This window comes from Streptomyces scopuliridis RB72 (assembly GCF_000718095.1).
Lineage (GTDB): Bacteria > Actinomycetota > Actinomycetes > Streptomycetales > Streptomycetaceae > Streptomyces > Streptomyces scopuliridis.
Genome location: NZ_JOEI01000007.1, coordinates 201,016 through 222,049, shown reverse-complemented (window position 1 = coordinate 222,049; position 21,034 = coordinate 201,016). Strand labels below are relative to the sequence as shown.

Sequence of the window (21,034 nt, the reverse complement as noted above, 5' to 3'; positions counted from 1 at the left end):
ATGGGCGCGGGTCATGCCCACACGCTCTACCGGCACGGACACTCGCCGGTCCACGCGCTGCCCCCGCACTGCAAACTGGCCGCCGTCTTCTGCTTCGTGCTCGTGGTGGTCTCGACGCCGCGCGAGGCGGTCTGGGCGTTCGCGCTGTACGCCGTGCTGCTCGCGGCCGTCACGCGGGTGGCCCGTATCCCCGCCGGCGTGCTGCTGCGCCGGCTGCTGATCGAGATCCCGTTCGTGGCCTTCGCGTTCCTCATGCCCTTCGTCGTCCCCGGCGATCAAGTCCACTTCCTGGGGCTGTCGTTGAGCGTTCCGGGGCTCTGGGGCGCCTGGAACGTCCTCGCGAAGGGGACGCTGGGCGTCGCCGCGTCCGTGATCCTCGCCTCCACGACCGAACTGCGCTCCCTGCTGCTCGGGCTCCAGAGGCTGCGGCTGCCGCCGATGCTGGTGCAGATCGCCTCCTTCATGATCCGTTACGGCGATGTCATCACCGACGAGATGCGGCGGATGTCGGTCGCCCGGCGCTCGCGCGGCTTCGAGGCCCGGGGCGTCCGGCACTGGGGCGTCCTCGCCAAGTCCGCGGGCGCGCTCTTCATCCGCTCCTACGAGCGCGGTGAACGCGTGCATCTGGCGATGGTCAGCCGGGGGTACGCGGGCACCATGCCGGTCATCGATGACGTGACCGCGTCCCGGGCGCAGTGGACGTACGCCGCCGCCCTCCCCGTGTCGGCGCTCGCCGTCTGTCTGCTTGGCTGGACCCTATGACCGAGCCTCCCGTCCCCGCCGTGCCCGCCTCCCTTGAGGTCAGCGGGCTCGCGTACGCCTATCCCGACGGCCATCAGGCCCTCTTCGGTGTCGATCTGACCGTCGGACGCGGTGAGCGGGTGGCGCTGCTGGGGCCCAATGGCGCGGGCAAGACCACGCTCGTCCTGCATCTGAACGGCATCCTGACCGCCGGGGCCGGTTCGGTCGCGGTCGCCGGGGTGCCGGTGGCGAAGCGGAATCTGGCCGAGATCCGCCGCCGGGTCGGCATCGTCTTCCAGGACCCGGACGACCAGTTGTTCATGCCGACGGTGCGCGAGGACGTGGCGTTCGGCCCGGCGGCCTCCGGGCTGCGCGGCCCCGAGCTGGAGGCCCGGGTCACCGCCGCGCTCGGCCAGGTCGGGATGGCGGAGTACGCGGACCGGCCGCCGCACCATCTCTCCTTCGGCCAGCGCCGCCGGGTCGCGGTGGCGACCGTCCTGGCGATGGAGCCGGAGATCCTCGTCCTCGACGAACCCTCGTCCAATCTCGACCCGGCGTCCCGGCGTGAACTGGCCGACATCCTGCGGGCGCTGGACATCACCGTACTGATGGTGACGCACGATCTGCCGTACGCTCTCGAACTCTGTCCGCGTGCGGTGATCCTCAGTGAGGGCGTCATCGTGGCGGACGGGCCCACGGGGCAACTCCTCGGCGACGAGAAGCTGATGGGCGCGCACCGGCTGGAGCTGCCGTTCGGTTTCGACCCGCGTTCCGTGTCGCCGCGACACGTTGCACCATAGAGGGGTCGCGCCGCCGGGGCGTGGCGGGACGACGAGCGGTACGTGGCGTGGGTACCGACGGGGCGGGAGTGCGGGCGTGGACGTCCAGGGCACGGTGGAGGCGGGCTTCGAGCCGGTCAGGGACGCGTTCGTACGGAACTTCGAGCGGCTGGGCGAACGGGGCGCGGCCGTCGCCGTGTACCGGGACGGGCGCAAGGTCGTCGATCTGTGGGCGGGCACCCGCGATCTCACCGGGCGGGAGCCGGGGGACGGTGGCGCGGACGCGGCGCCATGGGCCGTCGACACGGCGCAGGTCGTCCGGTCCGCCACGAAGGGCGTCGCCGCCGCCGTACCGCTGCTGCTGCACCAGCGCGGGCAGATCGACCTCGACGCCCCGGTCGGCACGTACTGGCCGGAGTTCAAGTCCGCGGGCAAGGAGCGGGTGCTCGTACGCCACGTCCTGTCGCACCGCGCCGGGCTGCCGGTGCTCGACCGGCCGCTCACCCCGGCCGAGGCCATCGACGGGGAGTCGGGCGCGCGGGCCCTGGCCGCCCAGCGGCCGGAGTGGGAGCCGGGCACCGACCACGGCTATCACGCGCACACCTACAGCTGGCTGATCGCCGAACTGGTCAGGCGGGTCACCGGCCGCAGCGTGGGCCGGTGGATCGCCGAGGAGATCGCCAGGCCGCTGGGGCTGGACTTCTGGGTCGGACTGCCCGCCGAGGAGGCCCACCGGGTCGGCCGGATCGGACCGGTCGAGGAGCCGACGGCCGTCGGCGGGGCGCTCAGGCTGCGGCCCAAGCGGTCCGTGTCGGAGGCGTACCGCGACGCGGAGTCCCTGACGCGGCGGGCGTTCGGCGTCATCGAACCCCGGCCCGACGAGAACGACCCGGCCTACCGCGCCGCCGAACTCCCCGCCTCCGGAGGCATCTCGACCGCCCGCGCGCTGGCCCGCTGCTACGCCGCGATGATCGGCCCCGTCGACGGCCACCGCCTCTTCGCCCCCGCGACGCTGACGCTCGCGCGTACGGAGGAATCGGCGGGCCCGGACCGCGTGCTGGTCGTCGCCACCCGCTTCGGTCTGGGCTTCATGCTGCACGGCCCGGCCGCCCCCCTGTTCGGCCCCGGCTCCTTCGGACACCCGGGCCGCGGCGGCTCGCTGGGCTTCGCCGACCCGGAGTCGGGCATCGCGATGGGGTACGTGACGAACGGGATGCGCAAGGGAGTGACGGCGGATCCCCGCGCACAGGCTCTGGTGCGCGCGGTGCGGACGGCGACATCATCGCCGGATGAAGCGATTTGACGGATACGGAGTCCTGATCACCGGAGCGGGCCGGGGCATCGGCGAGGCGACCGCGCGCAGGCTGGCGGACGAGGGCGCGCGCGTCCTGGTGACGGACCTGGACGAGAAGCGGGCGGTGACCGCCGCCGAGTCCATCCCGGGCGCGGTCGCGCTCGGCTGCGATGTGGCCGACCGGGCGTCGGTGGAGGCGGCGGTGGCGTACGCGGCCGAGACCTTCGGCTCGCTGGACGTGCTGGTGAACAACGCGTACTCCTGCACACAGGACGCCCCGCTGTTCGAGGACGAGCCGGACGAGGTCTGGGCGCTGGATCTCGACATCACCCTGACCGGCGCCTTCCGCTGCGCCCGCGCGGCGCTTCCGTATCTGGCGGCCTCGGGCCGGGGCGCGATCGTCTCGATCGGCTCGGTCAACGGCGAACAGGACTTCGGCAACCACGCCTACAGCGCGGCCAAGGCCGGGCTGGGCGGCCTGACCCGTACGCTCGCGGGCCACGCGGCCCCGCGCGGCGTCCGCGTCAACCTCGTGGAGCCCGGCACGATCCACACCGGCGCCTGGGCGGGCCGCGAGGCGGTACTGGACCGCGCGGTGGCCCACTACCCGATGGGACGGGTGGGCACGCCGGCCGACATCGCGGCGGCGGTCGCGTTCCTGGCGTCCGCCGACGCCTCCTGGATCACGGGGGTGACGCTGCCGGTCGACGGCGGGATCCTGACGAGCAATCTGGGGCTGCGGAGGGCGTTCACGGGCGAGGAGTAGCGGGGACGGGTCCGAGGAGAGGGCCGCGGCCGATTCGCCACGGGGTGTGCGGGACCGTAGGTATGGTCGGGGCCATGGGCAGCGATGAGGACGCTCTTCTGGCGGAACAGATGGCCTACTACAGGGCCGGGGCGGCCGAGTACGACCGGCCGTACGCGGAACGCGAGGACTTGCGGGAGCTGCAAGAGGTGCTGGCCGCGGCCGATGACCTGCCGATTGCCGGGGATGTTCTGGAGCTGGCCTGCGGAACGGGCCGGTGGACCCCGATGCTCGCCGCGCGGGCGCGTTCGGTGACGGCTGTCGACGCCTCGGCCGAAGTGCTGGCTCTCGCTCGTGCGCGTACCGAATCCCCCGGCGTCCGGTTCGTTCAGGCCGACGTGTTCGAGTGGCGGCCGCCACGACGCTACGACACGGTGTTCTTCGCGTTCTGGCTCTCGCATGTCCCGCCGGCGCGGTTGCCCGGCTTCTGGAACGCCGTCGCCGCCGCGCTCGCGCCGGGCGGCAGAGCGGTCTTCATCGATGACGGTCCCGCCGAGGCCGCGCGGGAGGACGTCCTCGCGGATCTGCCCGTCCCCGCGGCCGTGCGTCGGCTCGATGACGGCAGCCAGTACCGCATCGTGAAGGTGTTCCACGATGCCCGGACCCTCACGGACGACCTCACCGGTATGGGGTGGTCGGCCCATATCCGGCCCGTGGTGGCCGGGAACTTCATCGTCGGTATCGCGGAACCGCCCGCTGTCCCGGTGTGATGAGCGGGGCAGCGGGCGGCGGGTCTCGCTACGACGTCCCGCGCTCGCGCAGGACCGCGACGACGTTGGTGGCGTCCACCGCCTTGCGCAGGGCCTTGGCCAGCTCGACGGCGTCGCCCACGGCCCAGAGGTGGATGAAGAACAGGCGGGGCTCGTCCCTGAGGCCGTGGTTGTGCAGTTCGACCAGGCCGATTCCGCCGGCCCGCAGGATCTTGATGGCGTTCTGGACCTCCTCGGCCACCAGCACGACATCGCCGTTGAGCGCGGCCTTGCCGCCGCCCAGGGGCTGGAAGATGAAGGCCGAGATCGCGCCCAGGCCGCGGGGCAGCGCCATGCCTCCCTCGATGATGACCTCACGGCGCGCGAAGGTGGCCTTGTAGACCCCGCCGTCGTTCGAGCCCTTCATGCCCAGCGCGGCGTCGATGCCGTCGGTGTCCAGATCGATGGGCCCCGGCCGTGGCGTCGGCTCGGCGGGGGGCGACGCCGTGCGGTCGAGCGCCGCGCGCAGACCGCGGGCGATGGCCACCGGGTCCCGGCCGTGCGCGTGGACATGGGTCCACCAGACCTCGGGGGAGTGGGCGAGCAGATGCTTGTGGAGGGCGGTCTGCTCGATGCCGTGCGCCTGGAGGACGTCCGTCACCTCCTGCAACTCGCCCTCGGTCACCGTGAGATCGCCCATGACCAGCACATTGCCGTCGGCGTAGCGGACGAAGGCCACGTGTGAGCCCAGGGCGAGTCCGGTGGAGACCGGGACGCCGTAGGAGACGACATCCAGATCCCCGCGCGGAAAGCGGGTGTGGTACGCCTTGTCGCCCGCCATGGAGCCCGGCCGGCCCAGCGCCTGCGCGACCCGTTTCCAGTCGGCCGCGGTGGTGGTCATCGGCTGAATCGGCTCGTGCTGGTGTCCGCCGCCCTTCGTCGGGTCGGGGGCCGGGCCCGGGGACTGGGCGCGGGCGGGGGCGGTGCCGATACCGGCCAGCACCGGCGCCAGCGCGGCCGTGGTCAGCAGGAGACGCCGCGGTGTGGCCGGCCGGGGGTCCGTGTCCCGGTCTGTGTCCCGGTCCTGGTTCCGGTCATGTGTGTCGTGGTTGTCCGTGTCCTCATGCGGTTGTCCGCTCATCACATTGATACCTCCGTGACGAGAGGAGACCATGAGCAGCCGGAGAAAACGGGATCTGTCGGGCGGTACCCGGGCGAGTGTTGCCAAAGTGGCGCCGTCCGGACCAAGGGCCGCGCGCGGAGGGAAGATGTGTGCTCAGGGCGTGGTCAGCGCCCGCGCCGCCGTGACGATGACCGTACGGATGGCCGCGAGGCGTCCGGGCGACGCCGGCTCGGGCGCCAGGGACCGCAGAGCGGGGGACGCGCCGGACCAGGCGGTGACCAGGCCGAGGAGCGTGGCCATGAGGTCGACGGGCTCGATCCCGCCGTTCACCACGCCACGGGCCTGTGCGTCGGCGATGGCCGCCGGCTTGGCGCGGTACGCCTCGACCTGCACCGGGATCGGCTCGGGCCGTTCCAGCAGGGCCCAGGTGGTCAGCCGGAGGATGCCGGGGCGCCGCTGGAGAAGGTCGAAGAGCGCGCCGGTGTACTCCGGCAGAGCGTCCGCCGTGAACGGCACGGTGTCGGCGAGGCTGACCGTCGCGCGGCCGACGACCAGGTCGAAGAGTTCTTCCTTGGTGCCGAAGTGGACATAGATCAGGCGCTTGTTGGCCTTCGCCTGCTCGGCGATCCGGTCCACCCGGGCGCCCGCCGGCCCGTACCGGGCGAATTCGGCGGTGGCCGCTTCGAGCAGGCGGCTCCTGGTGGCGGTGGCGTCCGGTGGCATGCGCCCGGAGCAGGTCGTCTCAACCCGCGTGCAGCATCAGTCCGATGCCCACCACCATCAGACCCGCCGCCGCGATTCTCGGTGTGCCGAAGCGCTCCTTGAAGAAGACCGCCCCGATGGCCGCGCCCACGAGGATCGACGACTCCCGGAGGGCCGCGATCGGGGCGAGCGCGGCGCGGGTCTGGGCCCACAGGACCAGGCCGTACGCCAGCATGGAGAGGACCGCGCCGAGCAGCCCGCGCGCCGCGTGGGGCCGCAGCTGGGCGAGGAGCAGGCCCCGGCGCGCGTACAGGGCGTACGCCGGGATCATGAGGCCCTCCAGGATCATCAGCCAGGCGATATAGCCGAGCGGCGAGCCCGAGTCGCGTACCCCCACACCGTCCACCACCGTGTACGCGGCGATCGACAGACCCGTCGCCAGCGCGGCCAGCAGCGCCGGCCAGTGGGGTGTGCTCCCCGAGCCCCTGATGCCCCAGAGCGCGAGGCCGACCAGCCCCGCCGAGGCGACGACGACGCCCGCCGCCTGCCGGGCGTCCAGCGACTCCCCGACGAAGACGGCGGCCAGTACGGTCACCACGAGCGGCGCCGTACCGCGCGCGATCGGGTACATCTGGCCGAAGTCGCCCAGGCTGAACGAGCGCATCAGCAGCGCCTGGTAGCCGATGTGCAGCAGCGCGGAGACGACCAGATACGGCCAGGCCGCCGGGTGCGGCAGCGGCGTGAAGCAGGCGAGGACGGCGCCGATCACCGCCGCGCCCCCGCCGATCAGGGTGAAGGCGACCAGCTGGTCCTTGATCGTGTGCGCGAGGGCGTTCCAACTGGCGTGGGTGAGGGCGGCGACGAGGACCGCGACGGCGACGAGCGGCGTCACCCCGCGGCCAGCACCGACGCCACCAGCGGGCCCGCCGCGTCGCCGCCGTGGCCGCCCGCCTGGACGACCGCCGCCGCGGCGAGGTCGTTCTGGTAGCCCGTGAACCAGCTGTTGGAGGTGGCCTGGCCGTCGACCTCCGCGGAACCGGTCTTCGCGCCCTTGTCGCCGCCGAGCCCGGACATCGCGTTCGCGCCCGTACCGCTCGTGGCCGTGACCCGCATCATGTCCCGCAGCTGGCGCGCCACGTTGTACGGCAACGGGCGTGCGGCGGTGGCCAGTTCCCGGTCGTCCAGCGAACGCGGCACGATCACGGGCTGCTTGAACGAACCGTTCTTGGCGGTGGCCGTGATGGACGCCATGTTGAGGACGTTCATCTGGACCGTGCCCTGCCCGATGTACTGCGCCGCCGCCTCGCCGCCGGTCGCGGCCGGCACGCTGCCGTCGAAGGACGCGACGCCGGTCTTCCAGTTGTCGAGGCCGATGCCGAAGACCTCCTCGGTCTCGGCCTTCAGCGCGGCGTCGTCCTTGGTGTCGTCGATCAGCTTGATGAAGGCGGTGTTGCAGGAGCGGGCGAAGCTCTGGGTGAACGTGCCGCCGTCGATGGAGAAGCCGTTCAGGTTCGTGAACGTACGGCCCTGGTACATCGCTTCCTTGGGACACTCGGCCGGCCGGCCGGCGGCCACGAGGCCCTTCTCCAGCAGCATCGCCGCGGTCACGATCTTCATCGTGGAGCCCGGCGCCTGCCGGCCGAGCATCGCCGCGTTCCAGCCGTCCTTACGGTTGTTGGCGACGGCCAGGATCTCGCCCGTACTCGGCTTGACGGCGGCGACCGACGCCTCGCTGTACTTCCGCACCGCCCGCTCGGCGGCGGCCTGCACATTCGCGTCCAGCGTGGTCGTCAGCCGGCCCGGCGAGCCCTTGGCGAGCGTGAGCATCGTCTCGTCCGGCACGCTCTCGGTGTCGCTCCGCAGCACCAGCTCGACACCGGCCGAGCCGCCCGCGTCGTCGCCGTACCGCTTGCGCAGCTCGTCCAGCACCGGCCGGAGCGACGGGTACTTCTCCTTCGTCAGCTCCGCGCCGTTGCGGTCGACGGCCTTGATCGGGGGCGCGGAAGCCTCGGTGGTGACGAGGTGGGTGTCCTTCGTCAGCTTCGGATGGATCACCGAGGGCGCCCAGTCGACCAGCGGACGACCGGTGCTCAGCCCGCGCACGACGGTCAGTTCCGAGGCGTACGACCAGGGCTTGGTGTTCCCGTCGAGCGCGACGGTGGCCTTCACGGTGAACGGGACCCTGGCGCCGACCGCCTGGCCCGGCGTGATCACCGCGTCGGTGACACGGGCCGTGTCGCGGTAGCCGCCGATGACGGTCTCGGCGGTGGCCGGGTCGTTGGTGAGCTGGGCGACGACCGCCGCGTCGTCCCCCTTCGCCCACCCCGTCAGGAAGTCCTTCGCGGCCTTGTCGACCTCGGCGGCGCTCAGCGGCCCGGTCCTGACCTCGCGCGTCGTGGTGGTGTCGCTCCCCGGGGACCCGGTGCCGCCGGTGAGCCCGCCGTACAGGTTGTACGCGCCGTACCCGACGCCGCCCGCGAACACGGCGAAGACCCCGCCTATGACGGCGATCTTGGCTCCACTGCGCATGAGTGCAGTCCCCCTCCCCAGGAGCCCCCCTGAGCATCTGAACGCGTTCAAGGGGATGTCATGTGCACCCTACGGGAGCGGTGTGTCACAGGGGGCGAGCGCCCGTGAGTGTTATCGGACTGACGCGCGCCCTTGCCGTGGCCGTAGTCGTCGCCGAGGCCGTGGTCCTGCCCGGCGTGATCAGACCCAGGTGTCGAGCCACATCCTGTTGCGCCACGCGTCCAGCGGGATCGCCGTGCCCGTGTACAGCGGCCAGAAGTAGATGAAGTTCAGCACCGTACGGGCGGTAGCGCTGTGACCAGCAACTATGCCCGTACGGCGCGGGCCGTCAATCCTCGTGGGCCGTCTGTGGGCCGTGATCTTGGTTCACGCGCCCCTCGTAGAGCCCGTCAACGGCCTTTCGGGTCCGCTGCTCGCTGCTCGGCATCAGGTGCGTGTACGTCCGCAGAGTGAACCCCGCGTCGGCGTGACCGAGATAGCGACTCAGGGCCTTGATGTTCTCCCCAGCATCGAGCAGGACGGAGGCGTAGAAGTGCCTGAGCGCGTGCATACCGTGTTCCCGCGCGGACGCGTACCGTTCGCCCTCCTCGGGCTCCGGGATGCGCCCGGCGGCGGCCAGAGCGGGCTTCCACATGGAGTCGTTGAAGTAGCTCACCCGCACATGAAGACCGCCGTTGCCGCTGAAGTACAGACGCTTGGTGCGGGGCTCCCCATCCAGGGTGCGCCAGGGCAGCGTGACCGTGAGCGAAGGGAATGCGTCGGCGTGAGCCCTGAGCGCATCGGCCACCGAGGCGGGGAGCGGAACCTTGCGCGTCTTCCCACCCTTCGGCGGGGCGAAGACGTACCGCCCACGGAGCCTCTTGAGCTGATGGTTCACCGACAGCCATCCGCTCTCGAAGTCCACCTCATCGACGGACAGGCCGAACACCTCCCCCTGACGCAGTCCGCACCCCGCCCCCAGGTCAATGGCCGCACGGAAGCGCTCCGGGAGGGCGCGCTGGACGCCGAAGACCTGCGCGGCGGTCCAGGGCTCGATGACCGACTCACCAGGCTTCGGGACCTGTACAGAGCGCGCCTTGAACGGGTTCCGGGCCATCAACTCATCATCCACGGCGGCATTGAAGACCGCGGAGACCGTAGCGGCGATCACACGGCGGTGCGTCTCGTTCGGGACGGACCTCTTCAGGCCCCCGAGCCAGGTCCGGACGTGCTCCGCTTTGAAGGAACCGAGCGGACGACTACCGATCCCCGGATACGCGTGCAGACGCAAGCGCCGCTCGGCTCCCTCCCCGCTGTTGACCTCACCCGAGTGCGAAGCCACCCAGCGTTCCGCGTACTGCTGGAAGGTCGTCCGCCCTGCCTTCGGGTCCACGTACTGGCCGCTGTCCATGTCGGCCTCGGTCTTGCTCAGCCACTTCTCCGCAAGGCGCTTCTGTCCGTCCCGGAAGCTCTTGGACTTCTCGGTGCCGTCGGGGCCGATGTAGCGGGCGCGGTACCGCATGCCGGTGCCGTAGCGGGCTGTCTTGACGCGGCGGGTCTTGCCGTTCGCGTCGGTCTCAGTTTTGAACCAACGGTCTTGGATGTGGCCTGCCATGTGTGGCGACTCCTTGAGAATGGCGGCGGCCGGTGGCGAGGAGTGCTCGCCACCGGCCGGGGGTGCTGGGGGTGGGGGTCAGGCTGCTTCGGTCTCGTTCATGCGGTCGCTGACCCAGACGCGGACGGCGGCGGGGTCGTACCGGACGTGCTTGCCGATGCGGAATCCGGGCGGCCCGGTTCGCTTCTTGCGCCACTGATAGACGGTCTCCAACGGGACACCGAACATGGCGGCGATGTCGTCGGGGGTGAGGTAGCGGTCCGGGAGTCCGGCCCGGAGCGTGGTCGTGGCGGACGCTGTCGCCATTCGGGATCTCTCCTTTCGGGGGATCCGGGCTTGGCCCCTCCCTGTCAGGTCCGCTACCTCCGCTACCTCCGCTACCGTGCAGGTCAGAGGCATGATCGAGGTAGCGGATAGGGGTAGCGGTAGCGGATGGATCCGCTACCGGCCCCGGCGGTAGGGGCGCGGGGCCGGTAGCGGGGTAGCGCTCAGGTAGCGGCGGGGAAGATGCCGTCCGCTACCGTTTCCGGGGCGCTGACCTGCGCGGTAGCGGAGGTAGCGGAGGTAGCGGCCCCTGAGGGGGGTGGGGGGCAGTACCGCTGCCACGCGTCGTGGAGATCGAGGGCGTAGTAGCCCTTGAGCACGGCCCCGGCGGTCTTGATGTTCCGGGCCTTGACCGGGGCGTTGTCGCTGGTCATGTACTCCCCGAGCATCTTCGCCAGCCCTCGGGAGTCGAGCGGTCGACCGCCCATGTCCGCCCACGGGGCTTCGTCCAGCGCGCACAACCGGTCCAAGACGGCGACGGTGGGCATGCGGTCGATGCCGGCCATGACGTGGTCACGGAGGTCGGTGAGCAGGCGGATGCCGAGGGAGCCTTTGTCATCGGCGCGGGCGGCGTTGACGAGTTCGACGCAGGCGGTGCGGGCCCGCTCGGGCCAGTCGCCCCCAGCCGCGTCCGCGACGGACAGCAGCGGTTCCCACACGTCCGCCGGACGGTCGGTGACGCCCTCGGGCATCTCCGGCCACCGTCCGGAGATGTCCTCGCGGACAGTGTCGGCCCACTGGGCGAGGCGGTCTCGCAGCTCGTTGCCCTCAGCCTCGTGCAGCCGAGCCCGGAACGGCTCCACTGCCTCGTTCCGCGCACGGCGGCGCATGCGGATGATGACGGACCGGGTGGTGATGGTGTCGGGCAGGTAGCCGAGTCCGGCCACCGCGACGCCGGTGTAGGAAGGGAACTCCACGACCGTCTGGTTCCCGCCGTCTCCGATGCACCGGTAGGTGACCCCGGAACGGCGGTGCCCGGCGTTGAGGAAGCCGCGCAGTTCCTCGTTGTCCCCCGCCTTGGGGCCGAACACGGTGTCGATCTCGTCAAAGAGGATCGTGGGCCGCCCGGCCGGATCGGAGACGGACCGGAACAGCGCGGCGGCACGGGCGTTCACCGCGAGCATCGGGCGCGGCACCAGGGTCTCTACCACTTCCAGCGCCCGAGACTTCCCGGAACCAGGCTCCGGAGACAGGAACGCGAGCCGCGGGGTGGAGTCGAAGGCGTCGAGCAGGTGCGCGTGCGCGTCCCACAGGGCAACCGCGACGTACGCGGCTTCCCGAGGAAAGACGTTGAAGCGCCGGTGGAACCGCTCGATCTCGTCAAGCAGGGACGCGCCGTCGATGCTGGTCATGCGGCGTTCCTCTCTTCCTGGGTGGTGCGGAGCGTGCACAGGTCGCGGTGGGCGGTGTGGTCCTCGATCAGGGCGAGGACCTTGCGGTGGCCGGCGGCGAACAGGTCGCGCCCGCAGACGCACCACGATGCGGCGGTGGGGGTGGCGTCCTTGGGGGCGGTGATGCGGAGCCACGCCACGGGGCGGCGGCCGTCGCCGGTCTGCGGGTCAGAACCAACAGCAGTGCGGACGCCTTCGGCGACGACTTTCGGCGCGCCACTGCCGGTGGGGGCGGGGGCCTGTTCGGCGGGGCTGGGCTGGCCGGTGGTTGTGGGGAGGCTCTTCAGGCGGGGGCGTTGAGGGGTGCTCATGCGGTCCTCCGCTGCTGGTTGCGTGCGATGGACCAGTTCAGACCGGACCGCACAGTCGAGCGGCACTGGCGAGACGACAGGCCGGCATACTCCCCCGCCGCCTGAAGAGCCTCGGTCACCACGTTCAACGGGAGGTCGCCCCACGCGACGAATCGCCCCAAGGCGCGTGCGGCGGACAGGAGTGTCGTGTCTCGCTCGCCTTCCTGTGCGGCCTGGACCGTCGCGATTTCGGCCCTGAACGCGGCTGTGGCGTAGCGAGAGGACTTGGACGACGACGGCACGGCCGTTAGTGCCCGGGATGACTGACGGGTCGTCAGACGGGCGTACAGCCATTCGGGGAGCAGGGCGGGCGGGGTGGGGTCGATGACCGTGTACCGGCCGGTGGGGGTGGTGCTGCCTCCGGCGACGACGTAGCCGCCCCATGCGCGGGTGTCGATGAGCTTGCCGAGCCTGCCCGCGCTGTTGGTGAGCCGGACGCCGGGCGGCGCGGTGAAGTACAGGTGCTGGCCGCCGCTCGCGGTCCGGGTGCGGTAGGTGGCGGGGACGGCGTTACCGGTGCGCTCGCAGAGCGCCTTGAAGGTCGTCACGCCGCAAGGCGTGTCCGCACTGCTGTTGCTCTTGTTCTTGGTCTTGGGCATGTCCAGGTCGATGACGACCAGCCCGGAAGGGCCGGTGGCCACACCAACGTTGAACGGGATGTCGGCCCAGGCACGGCGGATGCGGGCGGGGTCGACCGTTGAGCGGTCCTCCCACTTGCGGTGGAATCCCGCGCAGTCTCCGATGCGAGGGCATGCGGTCTCGCCGTGGAGGGCGGGGCGCTTGTCGCCAGGACGGAGCGGGAAGACGGCCCAGCCGCGTTCGGCGATGGCGAGTGCTGCGGCCAGCAGTGCGGACGGGGGGTGATGGGTCATGCTGGATGCCTCCAGTTCCACTGTTGAGTTGTGCTGGATGAGGGCGGCCCCGGACTTTGGCGAGGCGGGGGCCGCCCTCGGTCGTGCCTACAGGTCGGGTATGGCGTTGATGAGGGCGGTGGTGAGTTGGTTGATGGGTTCGGCGGCGCCGGTGGAGGCGAGGAAGAACCCGAATCCGGCGGCGACGGTGGCGGCTCCCCAGCCGAAGCGGATGTGCGCGCGGAGCATGAGGAAGAGGGCGAGGCCGAGCAGGAGCGAGATGGTCAGAGCCACGTTGGCTCTCCCTTCGTTGGAGTGCTGGCGTGGTCGCTGTTTCGCAGATAGCGATGGTTACTGTGTGTGCGGGGAGGGAGGCAGGGATGTCCCAGGGAGGGGCTGTTTCCGGGGTTTTCCGAGGTGGGGGAGGGTGTGCCTCCCTGCCTCCCTACCGGGGGTTACCGCAGATCAGTTGAGGGAGGCAGTCTTGGGGAGGCGGTGAGGGAGTTCTCCCTGCCTCCCCGGACGCCTCCCTTCACCCTGCGTCACTTTCGGCGGCGTTCGCGGCGCGCTCTTCCAGCGCTTCGGCGAGGAGGGCGCGGCTGACGTGCATGATCCCGCCGGTCTTGTACGGGGCCGCGCCCACGGCTTCCAGGGCCTGGGTGAGATCGGGGGCGGTCCACTCGCGGTACTCGCCCGGGTTGAGCGCGGCGAGGCGGGCGCGGACTTCATCGGTGCGCATTCGCTTCGCCTCGCCCATCACGGTGGCGATGTCTGTGAGGTGGTCGATGGGCTCATCGGCCGGCACAGCGGTGAGGGTGGTGACGCCGTTGCGACGTGCTTTGGCCCGGTCGGCGATCGCGGTGGCCTCGGTGTCGTCGATGTAGTGGGTGCGGATGGTGATGGAGGACTGCCCGGGGGCGAGCTTGACGCCGTCACCGGCCACGACGACCACGCCCTTGTCGATGCCCTGGCGCAGCTTGTGCGGGGCGGCGCCGCCGTCGATGGCTTTCGCACCGAGCGCCATCTTGGCCTGTTCCTCGGTGCCCAGGACCAGCGCGGCGCGGACGTGGTTGCCCTCGCGGGAGCGCTTGGGAAGGTTCTCGTTCGTCGGGTCCTGGGTGCCTTCCCAGATGGTGACGTTGACCGCGCGGCCCTGGTCGTGGATGCCCTTGACGGCCTGGAAGTAGCGGGACGTGGCCTTGGAGCCGCCGTAGGGCCGTTTGTCCTCGCCGATGGCGCCGGAGCCGTAGGCAACCTGCGCTTCGTCCACGATCAGGACCAGCGGCGTGTGCACGGTGCCCTTGGGAGCCTGAAGACGCCGTTGCATCTCCTCGAACCCGTCTTCCACCATGTCGGTCACGTCGATGACATGGCTGTCGGTGGGGCCCTCGATCAGGACGGTGGCCAGGCCCTTCCACATGGACCAGTCGCCCACGCCCTTCAGGTCACCGATGTGGAACTCCACGGACGGGTCCAGGGCGAGCCACAGGGCCAGGGCCCGCAAGCTCGCGGTTTTGCCCTGGTTGGACAGACCGGTGATCAACAGGTGCTTCTGGAAGAGGCTGATCAGGGCGGCGTCCCCGCGCAGGTCCTGGCCCCAGGGGGCGCGGCCGTTGGTGTAGTCGGCGCTCATGCCCGGGTCGGTGACCAGCGGAGAGGCGGGGATCGGCTCATCCAGCGCGCCGGAGTCAGCGATCCACAGGCGGACGGTGCGGGCGGCCTGGGGGATCGTGATGAACACCTCGTGCTCATGGCGCCCCAGGTTCTCGGCCAACTTCCTGCGCCGTCCCATGACTTCCTCGGTCGACACCCCCGAGGGCAGCAGGACATCGACTTCCACGCCGCACCCGGCGATGACGATGGGGCTGAGCATGCCGGCGCCCGCGTCCCCCATGTCCTTGATGGCCTTGCGGAGCGCGGAGATCCCCAGGTCCCGCATGGCGGTGACGACGATGGACGGCGTGATGGGGTCGCCTTCCGTGTCCCGCTGGTGGGCGGGCAGTGCCCACCGGGGCGCGGTCTGCTGGTGCCGGCCGACTGCCCACAGACCGCACAGGGCGAGCCAGGGGCCGACCGTGACCAGCGGACCCCACACCACCGTCGCGATGACGACCGTCCAGTGGATCAGCTCGACCAGCGCCATGGCCGGGGCCGCCACATCCGAGACATCCTTGCTCGCCACCGCCATCGCGATACCCAGCACGAGGAGACCACCCGCACCCAGACCCGCCCCGAACAGCGCGCTCTTCGCGGCCCGCTGAGGCGCTGTCAGCAGATCCATGCGGCGCTGGTGCCGCGCGGCCCGAAACGCCGTACCGCGCTGCTCCCACTCCATGGCCTGGTCAAGCTGCCCGGCCGCTTCGGCGGCCCGCATCATCCGTTCGTAGCGGGCGGCGGTCCGCCCGTCCCACGCCCGACGCGCGACAACACGCGTGCCGCCGACCACGTACATGCTGTGGCGGGCGGCCAGACGCCCGGCGGCCCGGGTGCGCTCATGCCCAACCGCCGTACGCACGGCACGCCCGGAGCGCTTCCACACCGGCACCGGCCTCCCCGCGACAGCGGCGGGGGCGGTTACCGCGGCTTCAGGTCCGGGGCAGGGAATGGTGTTCGTATCGGCGGCGGGCGGCGGGGTTTTGAAGAGGTGGACGACGTTGTCGGTCATGCTGGTGTTCTCCTGTCTCGCCTTGGTGCGGACGGGTTGGGCCCGGGGCGGCCGGACTTCCTTGGCCGGTGTGCGGCCGCCCCGGGGCGTGGTCACAGGCCGATACGGCGGGCGGCCTGTTCGGTCCTGCGCAGGGTCGCTTCGGCGTCCCGCCGGGCCTGCCGGGCGGCGTTCTTGCCGTCGCGGGTGGCGGTGCGTTCGGCGGTCCGCGCGGCGGCCACCTGGTCCTTCGCCTTGTCGAGCTGGTCGTGCATGGCGTCCGTCTCGCGCCATCCGCGCTCTTCGGCGCGGGCGTCGATCCGGCTGATCTCCGCCTCGATACGCGGGTTGACCGCGTCGGCGGCGGACTGCTTGACGCCACGGACGACCAGCCAGGCCCGGCGGCGGCGTTCGGCCGGTGTGTACGAGCGCATCGCGGTTTCCCCTCTCACGGGCCGGGCTGTCCGGTCCCTGTGCCGACCCCGGGCCGGTCGGGGCTCCGGGGGCGACACAGGGACCGTCAGCGCCGACGGGTCTTGGAGAGGTTCTTGGCGGCGTTCTTGCCGTCCGTGCCGCCCACCGAGCGGACCACGGTGACCAAGCCCCACGCGGTCGCGACGACCACAAGCGCGACGACGGCGAGGGACACGGCCATCGACGTGATGGCGGCGACCAGCATCGGGCCGAAGTAGACGGACGCGCCGACCGCGCCGGCGCCGACACCGGCACCCAGCGCGACGCGCTGCGTCGTGCGGTCGGGGGCGGCCTGGTGGATATGGACGACCTGAGGAACGGCCGACTGAGGAGCGGCGGCGGGGAGGGCCGCCGGATCGATGTAGGCGTGCGTGCCGTCCGGGAGCTGGACGACCGTGCGCGAGGCGGGGAGCTGTTCCACGGTGCCTCCGTAGCGGTGTCGGGGTGGGTGCGGTGCGTGCCCCGGGCCGGAGTCGAACCGGCGCCCTCACGGCGTAGATGCCGGGGCGATGCGCTGTTCAGGAGGGGTAGGCGCAGGGCACGCACATGCCGAGTGAGGTCGGGATGACGTATCCGGCGTCGCGTGCGCATTCGGGGCAGGTGCGGCGGGCGGTGTTGGCCTTGGCCAGGGCCGCCCACTTCGCCGGGGTCATCGGCCGCACGGGCTTGGCGGCATCGATCCGGTAGAGGTGGGCGACCAGCGGGGGCCGCCGCCGTCGCGGCCGTTCGACCTGCGCGGCCACGCCTTGACCGCCGGGTCGCAGTCCCTTGGACCGCAGTTGACGCAGGGTGGCGTAGCCGTCCGGGGCCATGCGCCACCGGAAGACCGGCAGCGTGGCCATTACGCGGCCACGCGCTTCCATGCGGCCCTCAAGCGGACTTCGGATGCGGAGTGGCCCGCCGTGCGGAAGCGGGCAGCCATCTCGCGGTAGGAGAGGGCGGGGGATTCGCTGTGACGGATCTGGTCGACCAGCACGTCCAGCGCCGCATCGGTGAGGGCGGGGGCGGTCTCCAGCGCGAGCGGCCCGGTCGGCTCTGTGGGGCCCCATACGGGGAGTTCCCAGCGGGGTGTGACGCCGGGCGTGACGGGGGTCGTCACGCTGGTCAGGGCCCTGCCGGTCTCCTTGCCCTGCCGTGCTGTCTCCAGCGTCGACCACGCCTCGGAGAGGGCTTCGGCGGTTGCTGCCTGGACGCGTGCGACGCGTGCCCCGGCCTGCGTCACGGCCGTCAACCGCGTTTCCTCCGTGGCCGCCTCGGCACGCAGCCGGGCGCGGGCCACGGCCGCTTCGTCCCGTGCTTCCTGCTGGATGCCCTGGATCGCCTCCAGCGCCTCCCCGGTGAGCGCGGTCCGCTCCCACAGACCGTGCACCAGCCACAAGGCTTTGGCCGCGATCGGGAGCCAGGAGACCGCGAGCCACGCGCCGGGCGAGTCCTCCCCGAGCGCGTGCGCCACCAGGACACCGGTCGCCACAGCGCCGAACGCCCAGCCGATCACGGTGATTGGGGTGCTGTGGTCGCCCTGGGCGGCCAACCGCCGGTCGTACGCGAGGGTGGCCAGCCAACCGCCGTCCAGGCCAAGGCCGACGACCAGGGCGACACCCCAGTGCATCGACTCCCCGAGCCACATCACGACCACGGCCAGGGTGAGGACCATCGAGACCACCGTCATCGCGACGGCGGGCAGCATCGTCTTGGCGGCGGGCGACATCATCTTGGTCCAGTTCATGCCGTCACCTCCGGCATGGCCTGGACGGTGACGGTGGCGATCAGCCGGACCGGTGACGACGGGTCGTCGTAGACGTCGCTGGCCTCGGTCCACTCCCACTCGGCACCGGGCGCGATCTCGTACCCGAGGGCGGCGAGGACCTGTGCGCGCTCGGTGAGGGTGGGCACGGGCGCGTCCCGGTACCAGTCGTACTCGGGCCACAGCGACACCGACCCGGGCAGCAGCACCACGTAGGCGTGCCACCGGCCACCGTTGTTCGCCATCTGCGCTTGGAACGTGGCAGTCACAGCGCACCCCCCACCGCGATCACGGCGCCCACGATGAGCAGCACGCCGGCCACGCACGTCACATCAACGGCGCGACGGAGGTTGGTGAACTTGCAGACGGCGATCCGGGAGAGGTTCGCGATGTGCTGCGCCCGCTTGTCCTCGTCCAGCTCCGTGCGGATCTGATCAGCGGTGAGCGTCGCCCACCGGGGGAAGCCCACCGGCCGGTCGCCACCCAGGTTCGGGCGGACCGCCCGCAGCAGCAGACCGGCCGCAGCGACCAGCAGCGCCACCCCCATACCGCCGACCACCAGCGCGACGGCGGGAAGGGACGCGTCCTTGGCGACCGTCCAGACACCAGCCAGCAGCGCACCGATGAACGCCAGCAGTAAGCCGGTCTTGTTGTCGGTCCGGGCGATCTCTGCCTTCACTTCCGCGTGAGCGGCGGTCAGGCTCGCGTCCAGGGCGCTCATGCGGCACCCCCGGGCACGGTCACCGTGGCGGCGGCGGTCTGGTTTGAGAGCTCCCGGCGGGCGGCCAGCACCCGGCGGTGCGCCCGCCGGATACGGCGGGTGTCCATCTCGGTGACCGGCCGGTCCAGGGTCATGATCCGTGCGTCCAGCAGATCGACGTCCGCCGCGATCAGCGGCATCTCCCGCTCGATCGCGTCCAGCTCAGCGGCCGTCGGCTCAAGCCACGGCTCGAACGCCGTAACGGCGTCCTGAACAGTAACGATGTGTTCCATGGGTCGTGTGCTCCTCATCAGATGGCGAACGGCCCAAACCAGCGGCCCCGGTGTTCGAGCACCGGGGCCGCGCGCCGTTCTGGGTGGAAGTGCCCCGGGCCGGAGTCGAACCGGCCCTGCGACCATCGGGGCGGTGGAGTCTCAGGCCAGTGCGGCGGCCCGCCGGACCAGCCGGTCAGCGGCATCGATGGCCTCCGTGCGCAGCGCCGTCAGAGCGTCCGCGTCGGCCGCGTTCCGCATGGCGTAGGCGGCGCGGGCGGCGCTGTGCGCGGCCTCGGCCAGCTCCGGCGCCAGGATCTCGACTGTGACCAGCGGCGCTGTGAGCGCGGACCGGGTGATGTGACTCTCCGCACGGGCCGCCTGATAGACCGTCGTGTCCTCGCCGGCCAGGCGCAGATCCTCGCGGACCCACATCGCCCGGCGGTGGTCATTCAGCGCGACCGCCACGGCGGTCACCGCCGCGATCCGGTCCCGCCGGGCCGTCTCCGTCCTGCTCTCCGCCCGCTCCGCACGGGCGCCACGCTGCTGAAGCACGTACGCGGTGACCGACCCAAGAAGCGTGCCAAGTACCGCAATCAGACTGGCAACCATGTTGGGAATCCCTTCGGTTGATGGAACAAACGTTCCGGCTCCCCTCAGCGCTGCTCGTACGAGACGAGCAGCGGAGGCAACCGGCCGCAGCACTCAGGCTGCGGAGGTGACCGGGTGATCGTTGGCCGCACAGGTTGTGCGACCCCTGCCCACCCCCGGGTGACTCGGTGGACAGCGCCCCTTTTGATGCCCCGGGGAGGTTGGTGGCCCCGGACCGCGTAACCCACGACGCGGCGGCGTGCGGCCGGATCACTCCGGCGGTCTCCCGAACCCTTGCCAGGGCCGGAGACGACCTCCCGAGTCCGTGAACATCCCGGACTGGAGGCGGCCCCATCGACCACCCAAGTGCAGGTGGCTGGAGCGGCACGCTGTTCAGTTCTCAAGCAACGACCGCTTCCTTCGGGCTCACTCCCGTTGCCGGGGCCCTCAGGGCGTACGTCCCGCTGCGGGCTTCCGTCCGATGCGGTACCTCTATTACAGGTCCTACATCGTGGTTTCGTCAAGTCGAGCCACGAACTTCTTGGGTCTTGCGCCGGAACTTCTTGGCGCACCATCAGGATCACCGCAGGTGAGGGGCGTTGTTTACCCCGTACGTGGACAGCTTGAATTCATCTGGCTACCTTCAAGAGGTCCCTAGACGTCCCATCGGGGGTAGAGATGTCCAACGAACGCTTACGGTCGGCCCTTCTCGCCCAGGGCATGACCGTGCACGACCTGGCCGAAGAGATCGAGGTCAACCCAAAGACGGTTGAGCGCTGGATCACTCAAGGCAAGGTGCCGTACCGGCGACATCAGTGCGCCACCGCGTCAGTGCTCAAGGTTGATGTGACAACCCTGTGGAACGACGACCGCGCGATCGAGAGTGCGTCTGACCTGAGCAAAGCGGAGATCGTCACCGTCTACCCGCACCGGCACATGGTGCCCAACGGGCTATGGCGCGAGATATACGCGCGGGCGCAGACGCACGTTGACGTGCTGGTGTACTCCGGCCTCTGGTTGTCGGAGGACCCGTTGTTCCACGACCTGCTCAAAGAGAAGGTGCAGGGATCCACTCAGGTCCGCATCCTGTTGGGGGACCCCGACTGCGCGGCGGTCCAGCAGCGCGGCATAGATGAGGGCCACCGCATCATGGACGGCAAGATTCGCAATGCTCTGGTGAACTACCGTCCGCTCTTCACCAGCCACCCGGACATAGGGTTCCGGCTTCACGATGCGACGCTCTACAACTCGCTCTTCCGCTCCGATGACGAGATGCTCGTCAACACCCACGTCTACGGCATCGGCGCGTACATGGCGCCCGTCCTTCACCTGCGAAGACTCCCCGGAGGTGGGCTCTTCGACACGTACGCGAATAGCATCGAACAGACCTGGGGCAGCGCGCGACCGGTAACAGACCTCGACATCACGGGAGCTTGA

The 21,034-nt window shown here is 70.9% G+C and carries 25 protein-coding genes; 6 read left to right on the top strand and 19 right to left on the bottom strand.

Annotated features, from left to right (window positions below; genetic code table 11):
* From cbiQ to IF11_RS0110030, 5 genes are all read left to right on the top strand, one after another.
* Nucleotides 1-762 carry a cobalt ECF transporter T component CbiQ gene (cbiQ, locus tag IF11_RS0110050; RefSeq protein WP_030351152.1) on the top strand — a complete coding sequence of 254 codons (762 nt, stop codon included), beginning with the start codon at nucleotides 1-3 and terminating at the stop codon, nucleotides 760-762.
* The gene (locus tag IF11_RS0110045; protein WP_030351151.1) at nucleotides 759-1,541 is read left to right on the top strand and encodes an energy-coupling factor ABC transporter ATP-binding protein; all 783 of its coding nucleotides are present in this window, start codon (nucleotides 759-761) and stop codon (nucleotides 1,539-1,541) included. The genes cbiQ and IF11_RS0110045 overlap by 4 nt, the downstream gene beginning before the upstream one ends.
* 76 nt (nucleotides 1,542-1,617) lie before the next feature.
* Nucleotides 1,618-2,823: a serine hydrolase domain-containing protein gene (locus tag IF11_RS0110040; protein ID WP_030351150.1), complete on the top strand. Its 1,206-nt coding sequence runs from the start codon at nucleotides 1,618-1,620 to the stop codon at nucleotides 2,821-2,823.
* Nucleotides 2,810-3,580 carry an SDR family NAD(P)-dependent oxidoreductase gene (locus IF11_RS0110035; protein WP_030351149.1) on the top strand — a complete coding sequence of 257 codons (771 nt, stop codon included), beginning with the start codon at nucleotides 2,810-2,812 and terminating at the stop codon, nucleotides 3,578-3,580. Before IF11_RS0110040 ends, IF11_RS0110035 begins: the two co-directional genes overlap by 14 nt.
* A gap of 74 nt (nucleotides 3,581-3,654) precedes the next feature.
* A complete protein-coding gene (locus IF11_RS0110030) occupies nucleotides 3,655-4,329 on the top strand; it encodes a class I SAM-dependent methyltransferase (protein WP_030351148.1) in 675 nt (224 codons plus the stop codon).
* Nucleotides 4,330-4,357: 28 nt separating this feature from the next.
* Here the strand turns inward: IF11_RS0110030 and IF11_RS0110025 are convergent, their stop codons facing one another.
* The 19 genes from IF11_RS0110025 to IF11_RS0109930 form a co-directional block, all read right to left on the bottom strand.
* Entirely contained in the window at nucleotides 4,358-5,449 is a 1,092-nt protein-coding gene (locus IF11_RS0110025) for a DUF1259 domain-containing protein (protein WP_078490589.1), read from the bottom strand.
* Between the two features lie 135 nt (nucleotides 5,450-5,584).
* Complete coding sequence (locus tag IF11_RS0110020) at nucleotides 5,585-6,154, bottom strand: TetR/AcrR family transcriptional regulator (protein ID WP_030351146.1); 570 nt, start codon at nucleotides 6,152-6,154, stop codon at nucleotides 5,585-5,587.
* Nucleotides 6,155-6,173: 19 nt separating this feature from the next.
* A complete protein-coding gene (locus IF11_RS0110015; RefSeq protein WP_030351145.1) occupies nucleotides 6,174-7,025 on the bottom strand; it encodes a DMT family transporter in 852 nt (283 codons plus the stop codon).
* Nucleotides 7,022-8,662, bottom strand: a complete 1,641-nt coding sequence (locus IF11_RS0110010; protein WP_030351144.1) for a penicillin-binding transpeptidase domain-containing protein — start codon at nucleotides 8,660-8,662, stop codon at nucleotides 7,022-7,024. Before IF11_RS0110010 ends, IF11_RS0110015 begins: the two co-directional genes overlap by 4 nt.
* A gap of 328 nt (nucleotides 8,663-8,990) precedes the next feature.
* A complete protein-coding gene (locus tag IF11_RS0110000; protein WP_030351143.1) occupies nucleotides 8,991-10,256 on the bottom strand; it encodes a tyrosine-type recombinase/integrase in 1,266 nt (421 codons plus the stop codon).
* Nucleotides 10,257-10,334: 78 nt separating this feature from the next.
* Nucleotides 10,335-10,562, bottom strand: a complete 228-nt coding sequence (locus tag IF11_RS0109995) for a helix-turn-helix transcriptional regulator (RefSeq protein WP_030351142.1) — start codon at nucleotides 10,560-10,562, stop codon at nucleotides 10,335-10,337.
* Nucleotides 10,563-10,744: 182 nt separating this feature from the next.
* Nucleotides 10,745-11,932, bottom strand: coding sequence for a DUF3631 domain-containing protein (locus IF11_RS0109990; protein ID WP_030351141.1), 1,188 nt, complete (start codon nucleotides 11,930-11,932; stop codon nucleotides 10,745-10,747).
* On the bottom strand, nucleotides 11,929-12,282 hold the full coding sequence (locus IF11_RS0109985) for a hypothetical protein (protein WP_030351140.1): 354 nt from the start codon (nucleotides 12,280-12,282) through the stop codon (nucleotides 11,929-11,931). Before IF11_RS0109985 ends, IF11_RS0109990 begins: the two co-directional genes overlap by 4 nt.
* Nucleotides 12,279-13,193: a bifunctional DNA primase/polymerase gene (locus tag IF11_RS0109980; RefSeq protein WP_030351139.1), complete on the bottom strand. Its 915-nt coding sequence runs from the start codon at nucleotides 13,191-13,193 to the stop codon at nucleotides 12,279-12,281. Before IF11_RS0109980 ends, IF11_RS0109985 begins: the two co-directional genes overlap by 4 nt.
* 87 nt (nucleotides 13,194-13,280) lie before the next feature.
* Nucleotides 13,281-13,466 (bottom strand): hypothetical protein, encoded by a 186-nt coding sequence (locus IF11_RS0109975; RefSeq protein WP_030351138.1) that lies wholly within the window; start codon nucleotides 13,464-13,466, stop codon nucleotides 13,281-13,283.
* Nucleotides 13,467-13,704: 238 nt separating this feature from the next.
* Nucleotides 13,705-15,837: a cell division protein FtsK gene (locus IF11_RS0109970; protein ID WP_030351137.1), complete on the bottom strand. Its 2,133-nt coding sequence runs from the start codon at nucleotides 15,835-15,837 to the stop codon at nucleotides 13,705-13,707.
* A gap of 92 nt (nucleotides 15,838-15,929) precedes the next feature.
* Nucleotides 15,930-16,268, bottom strand: coding sequence for a hypothetical protein (locus tag IF11_RS0109965; RefSeq protein ID WP_240627705.1), 339 nt, complete (start codon nucleotides 16,266-16,268; stop codon nucleotides 15,930-15,932).
* Nucleotides 16,269-16,336: 68 nt separating this feature from the next.
* Nucleotides 16,337-16,711, bottom strand: a complete 375-nt coding sequence (locus IF11_RS0109960) for a DUF6251 family protein (RefSeq protein WP_030351135.1) — start codon at nucleotides 16,709-16,711, stop codon at nucleotides 16,337-16,339.
* 97 nt (nucleotides 16,712-16,808) lie between these two features.
* Nucleotides 16,809-17,132, bottom strand: coding sequence for an RRQRL motif-containing zinc-binding protein (locus IF11_RS0109955; protein WP_030351134.1), 324 nt, complete (start codon nucleotides 17,130-17,132; stop codon nucleotides 16,809-16,811).
* On the bottom strand, nucleotides 17,132-18,016 hold the full coding sequence (locus IF11_RS0109950) for a protein spdB (RefSeq protein ID WP_276311297.1): 885 nt from the start codon (nucleotides 18,014-18,016) through the stop codon (nucleotides 17,132-17,134). Before IF11_RS0109950 ends, IF11_RS0109955 begins: the two co-directional genes overlap by 1 nt.
* On the bottom strand, nucleotides 18,013-18,303 hold the full coding sequence (locus IF11_RS0109945) for a DUF6303 family protein (RefSeq protein WP_030351132.1): 291 nt from the start codon (nucleotides 18,301-18,303) through the stop codon (nucleotides 18,013-18,015). Before IF11_RS0109945 ends, IF11_RS0109950 begins: the two co-directional genes overlap by 4 nt.
* Nucleotides 18,300-18,755 (bottom strand): Pycsar system effector family protein, encoded by a 456-nt coding sequence (locus IF11_RS0109940; protein WP_030351131.1) that lies wholly within the window; start codon nucleotides 18,753-18,755, stop codon nucleotides 18,300-18,302. Before IF11_RS0109940 ends, IF11_RS0109945 begins: the two co-directional genes overlap by 4 nt.
* Complete coding sequence (locus tag IF11_RS0109935) at nucleotides 18,752-19,027, bottom strand: DUF6284 family protein (protein ID WP_030351130.1); 276 nt, start codon at nucleotides 19,025-19,027, stop codon at nucleotides 18,752-18,754. Before IF11_RS0109935 ends, IF11_RS0109940 begins: the two co-directional genes overlap by 4 nt.
* A gap of 141 nt (nucleotides 19,028-19,168) precedes the next feature.
* Nucleotides 19,169-19,618 carry a hypothetical protein gene (locus IF11_RS0109930; protein WP_030351129.1) on the bottom strand — a complete coding sequence of 150 codons (450 nt, stop codon included), beginning with the start codon at nucleotides 19,616-19,618 and terminating at the stop codon, nucleotides 19,169-19,171.
* Between the two features lie 657 nt (nucleotides 19,619-20,275).
* On the opposite strand from IF11_RS0109930, the gene IF11_RS0109925 reads away from it, so the two are divergent.
* Nucleotides 20,276-21,034: a helix-turn-helix domain-containing protein gene (locus IF11_RS0109925; RefSeq protein WP_030351128.1), complete on the top strand. Its 759-nt coding sequence runs from the start codon at nucleotides 20,276-20,278 to the stop codon at nucleotides 21,032-21,034.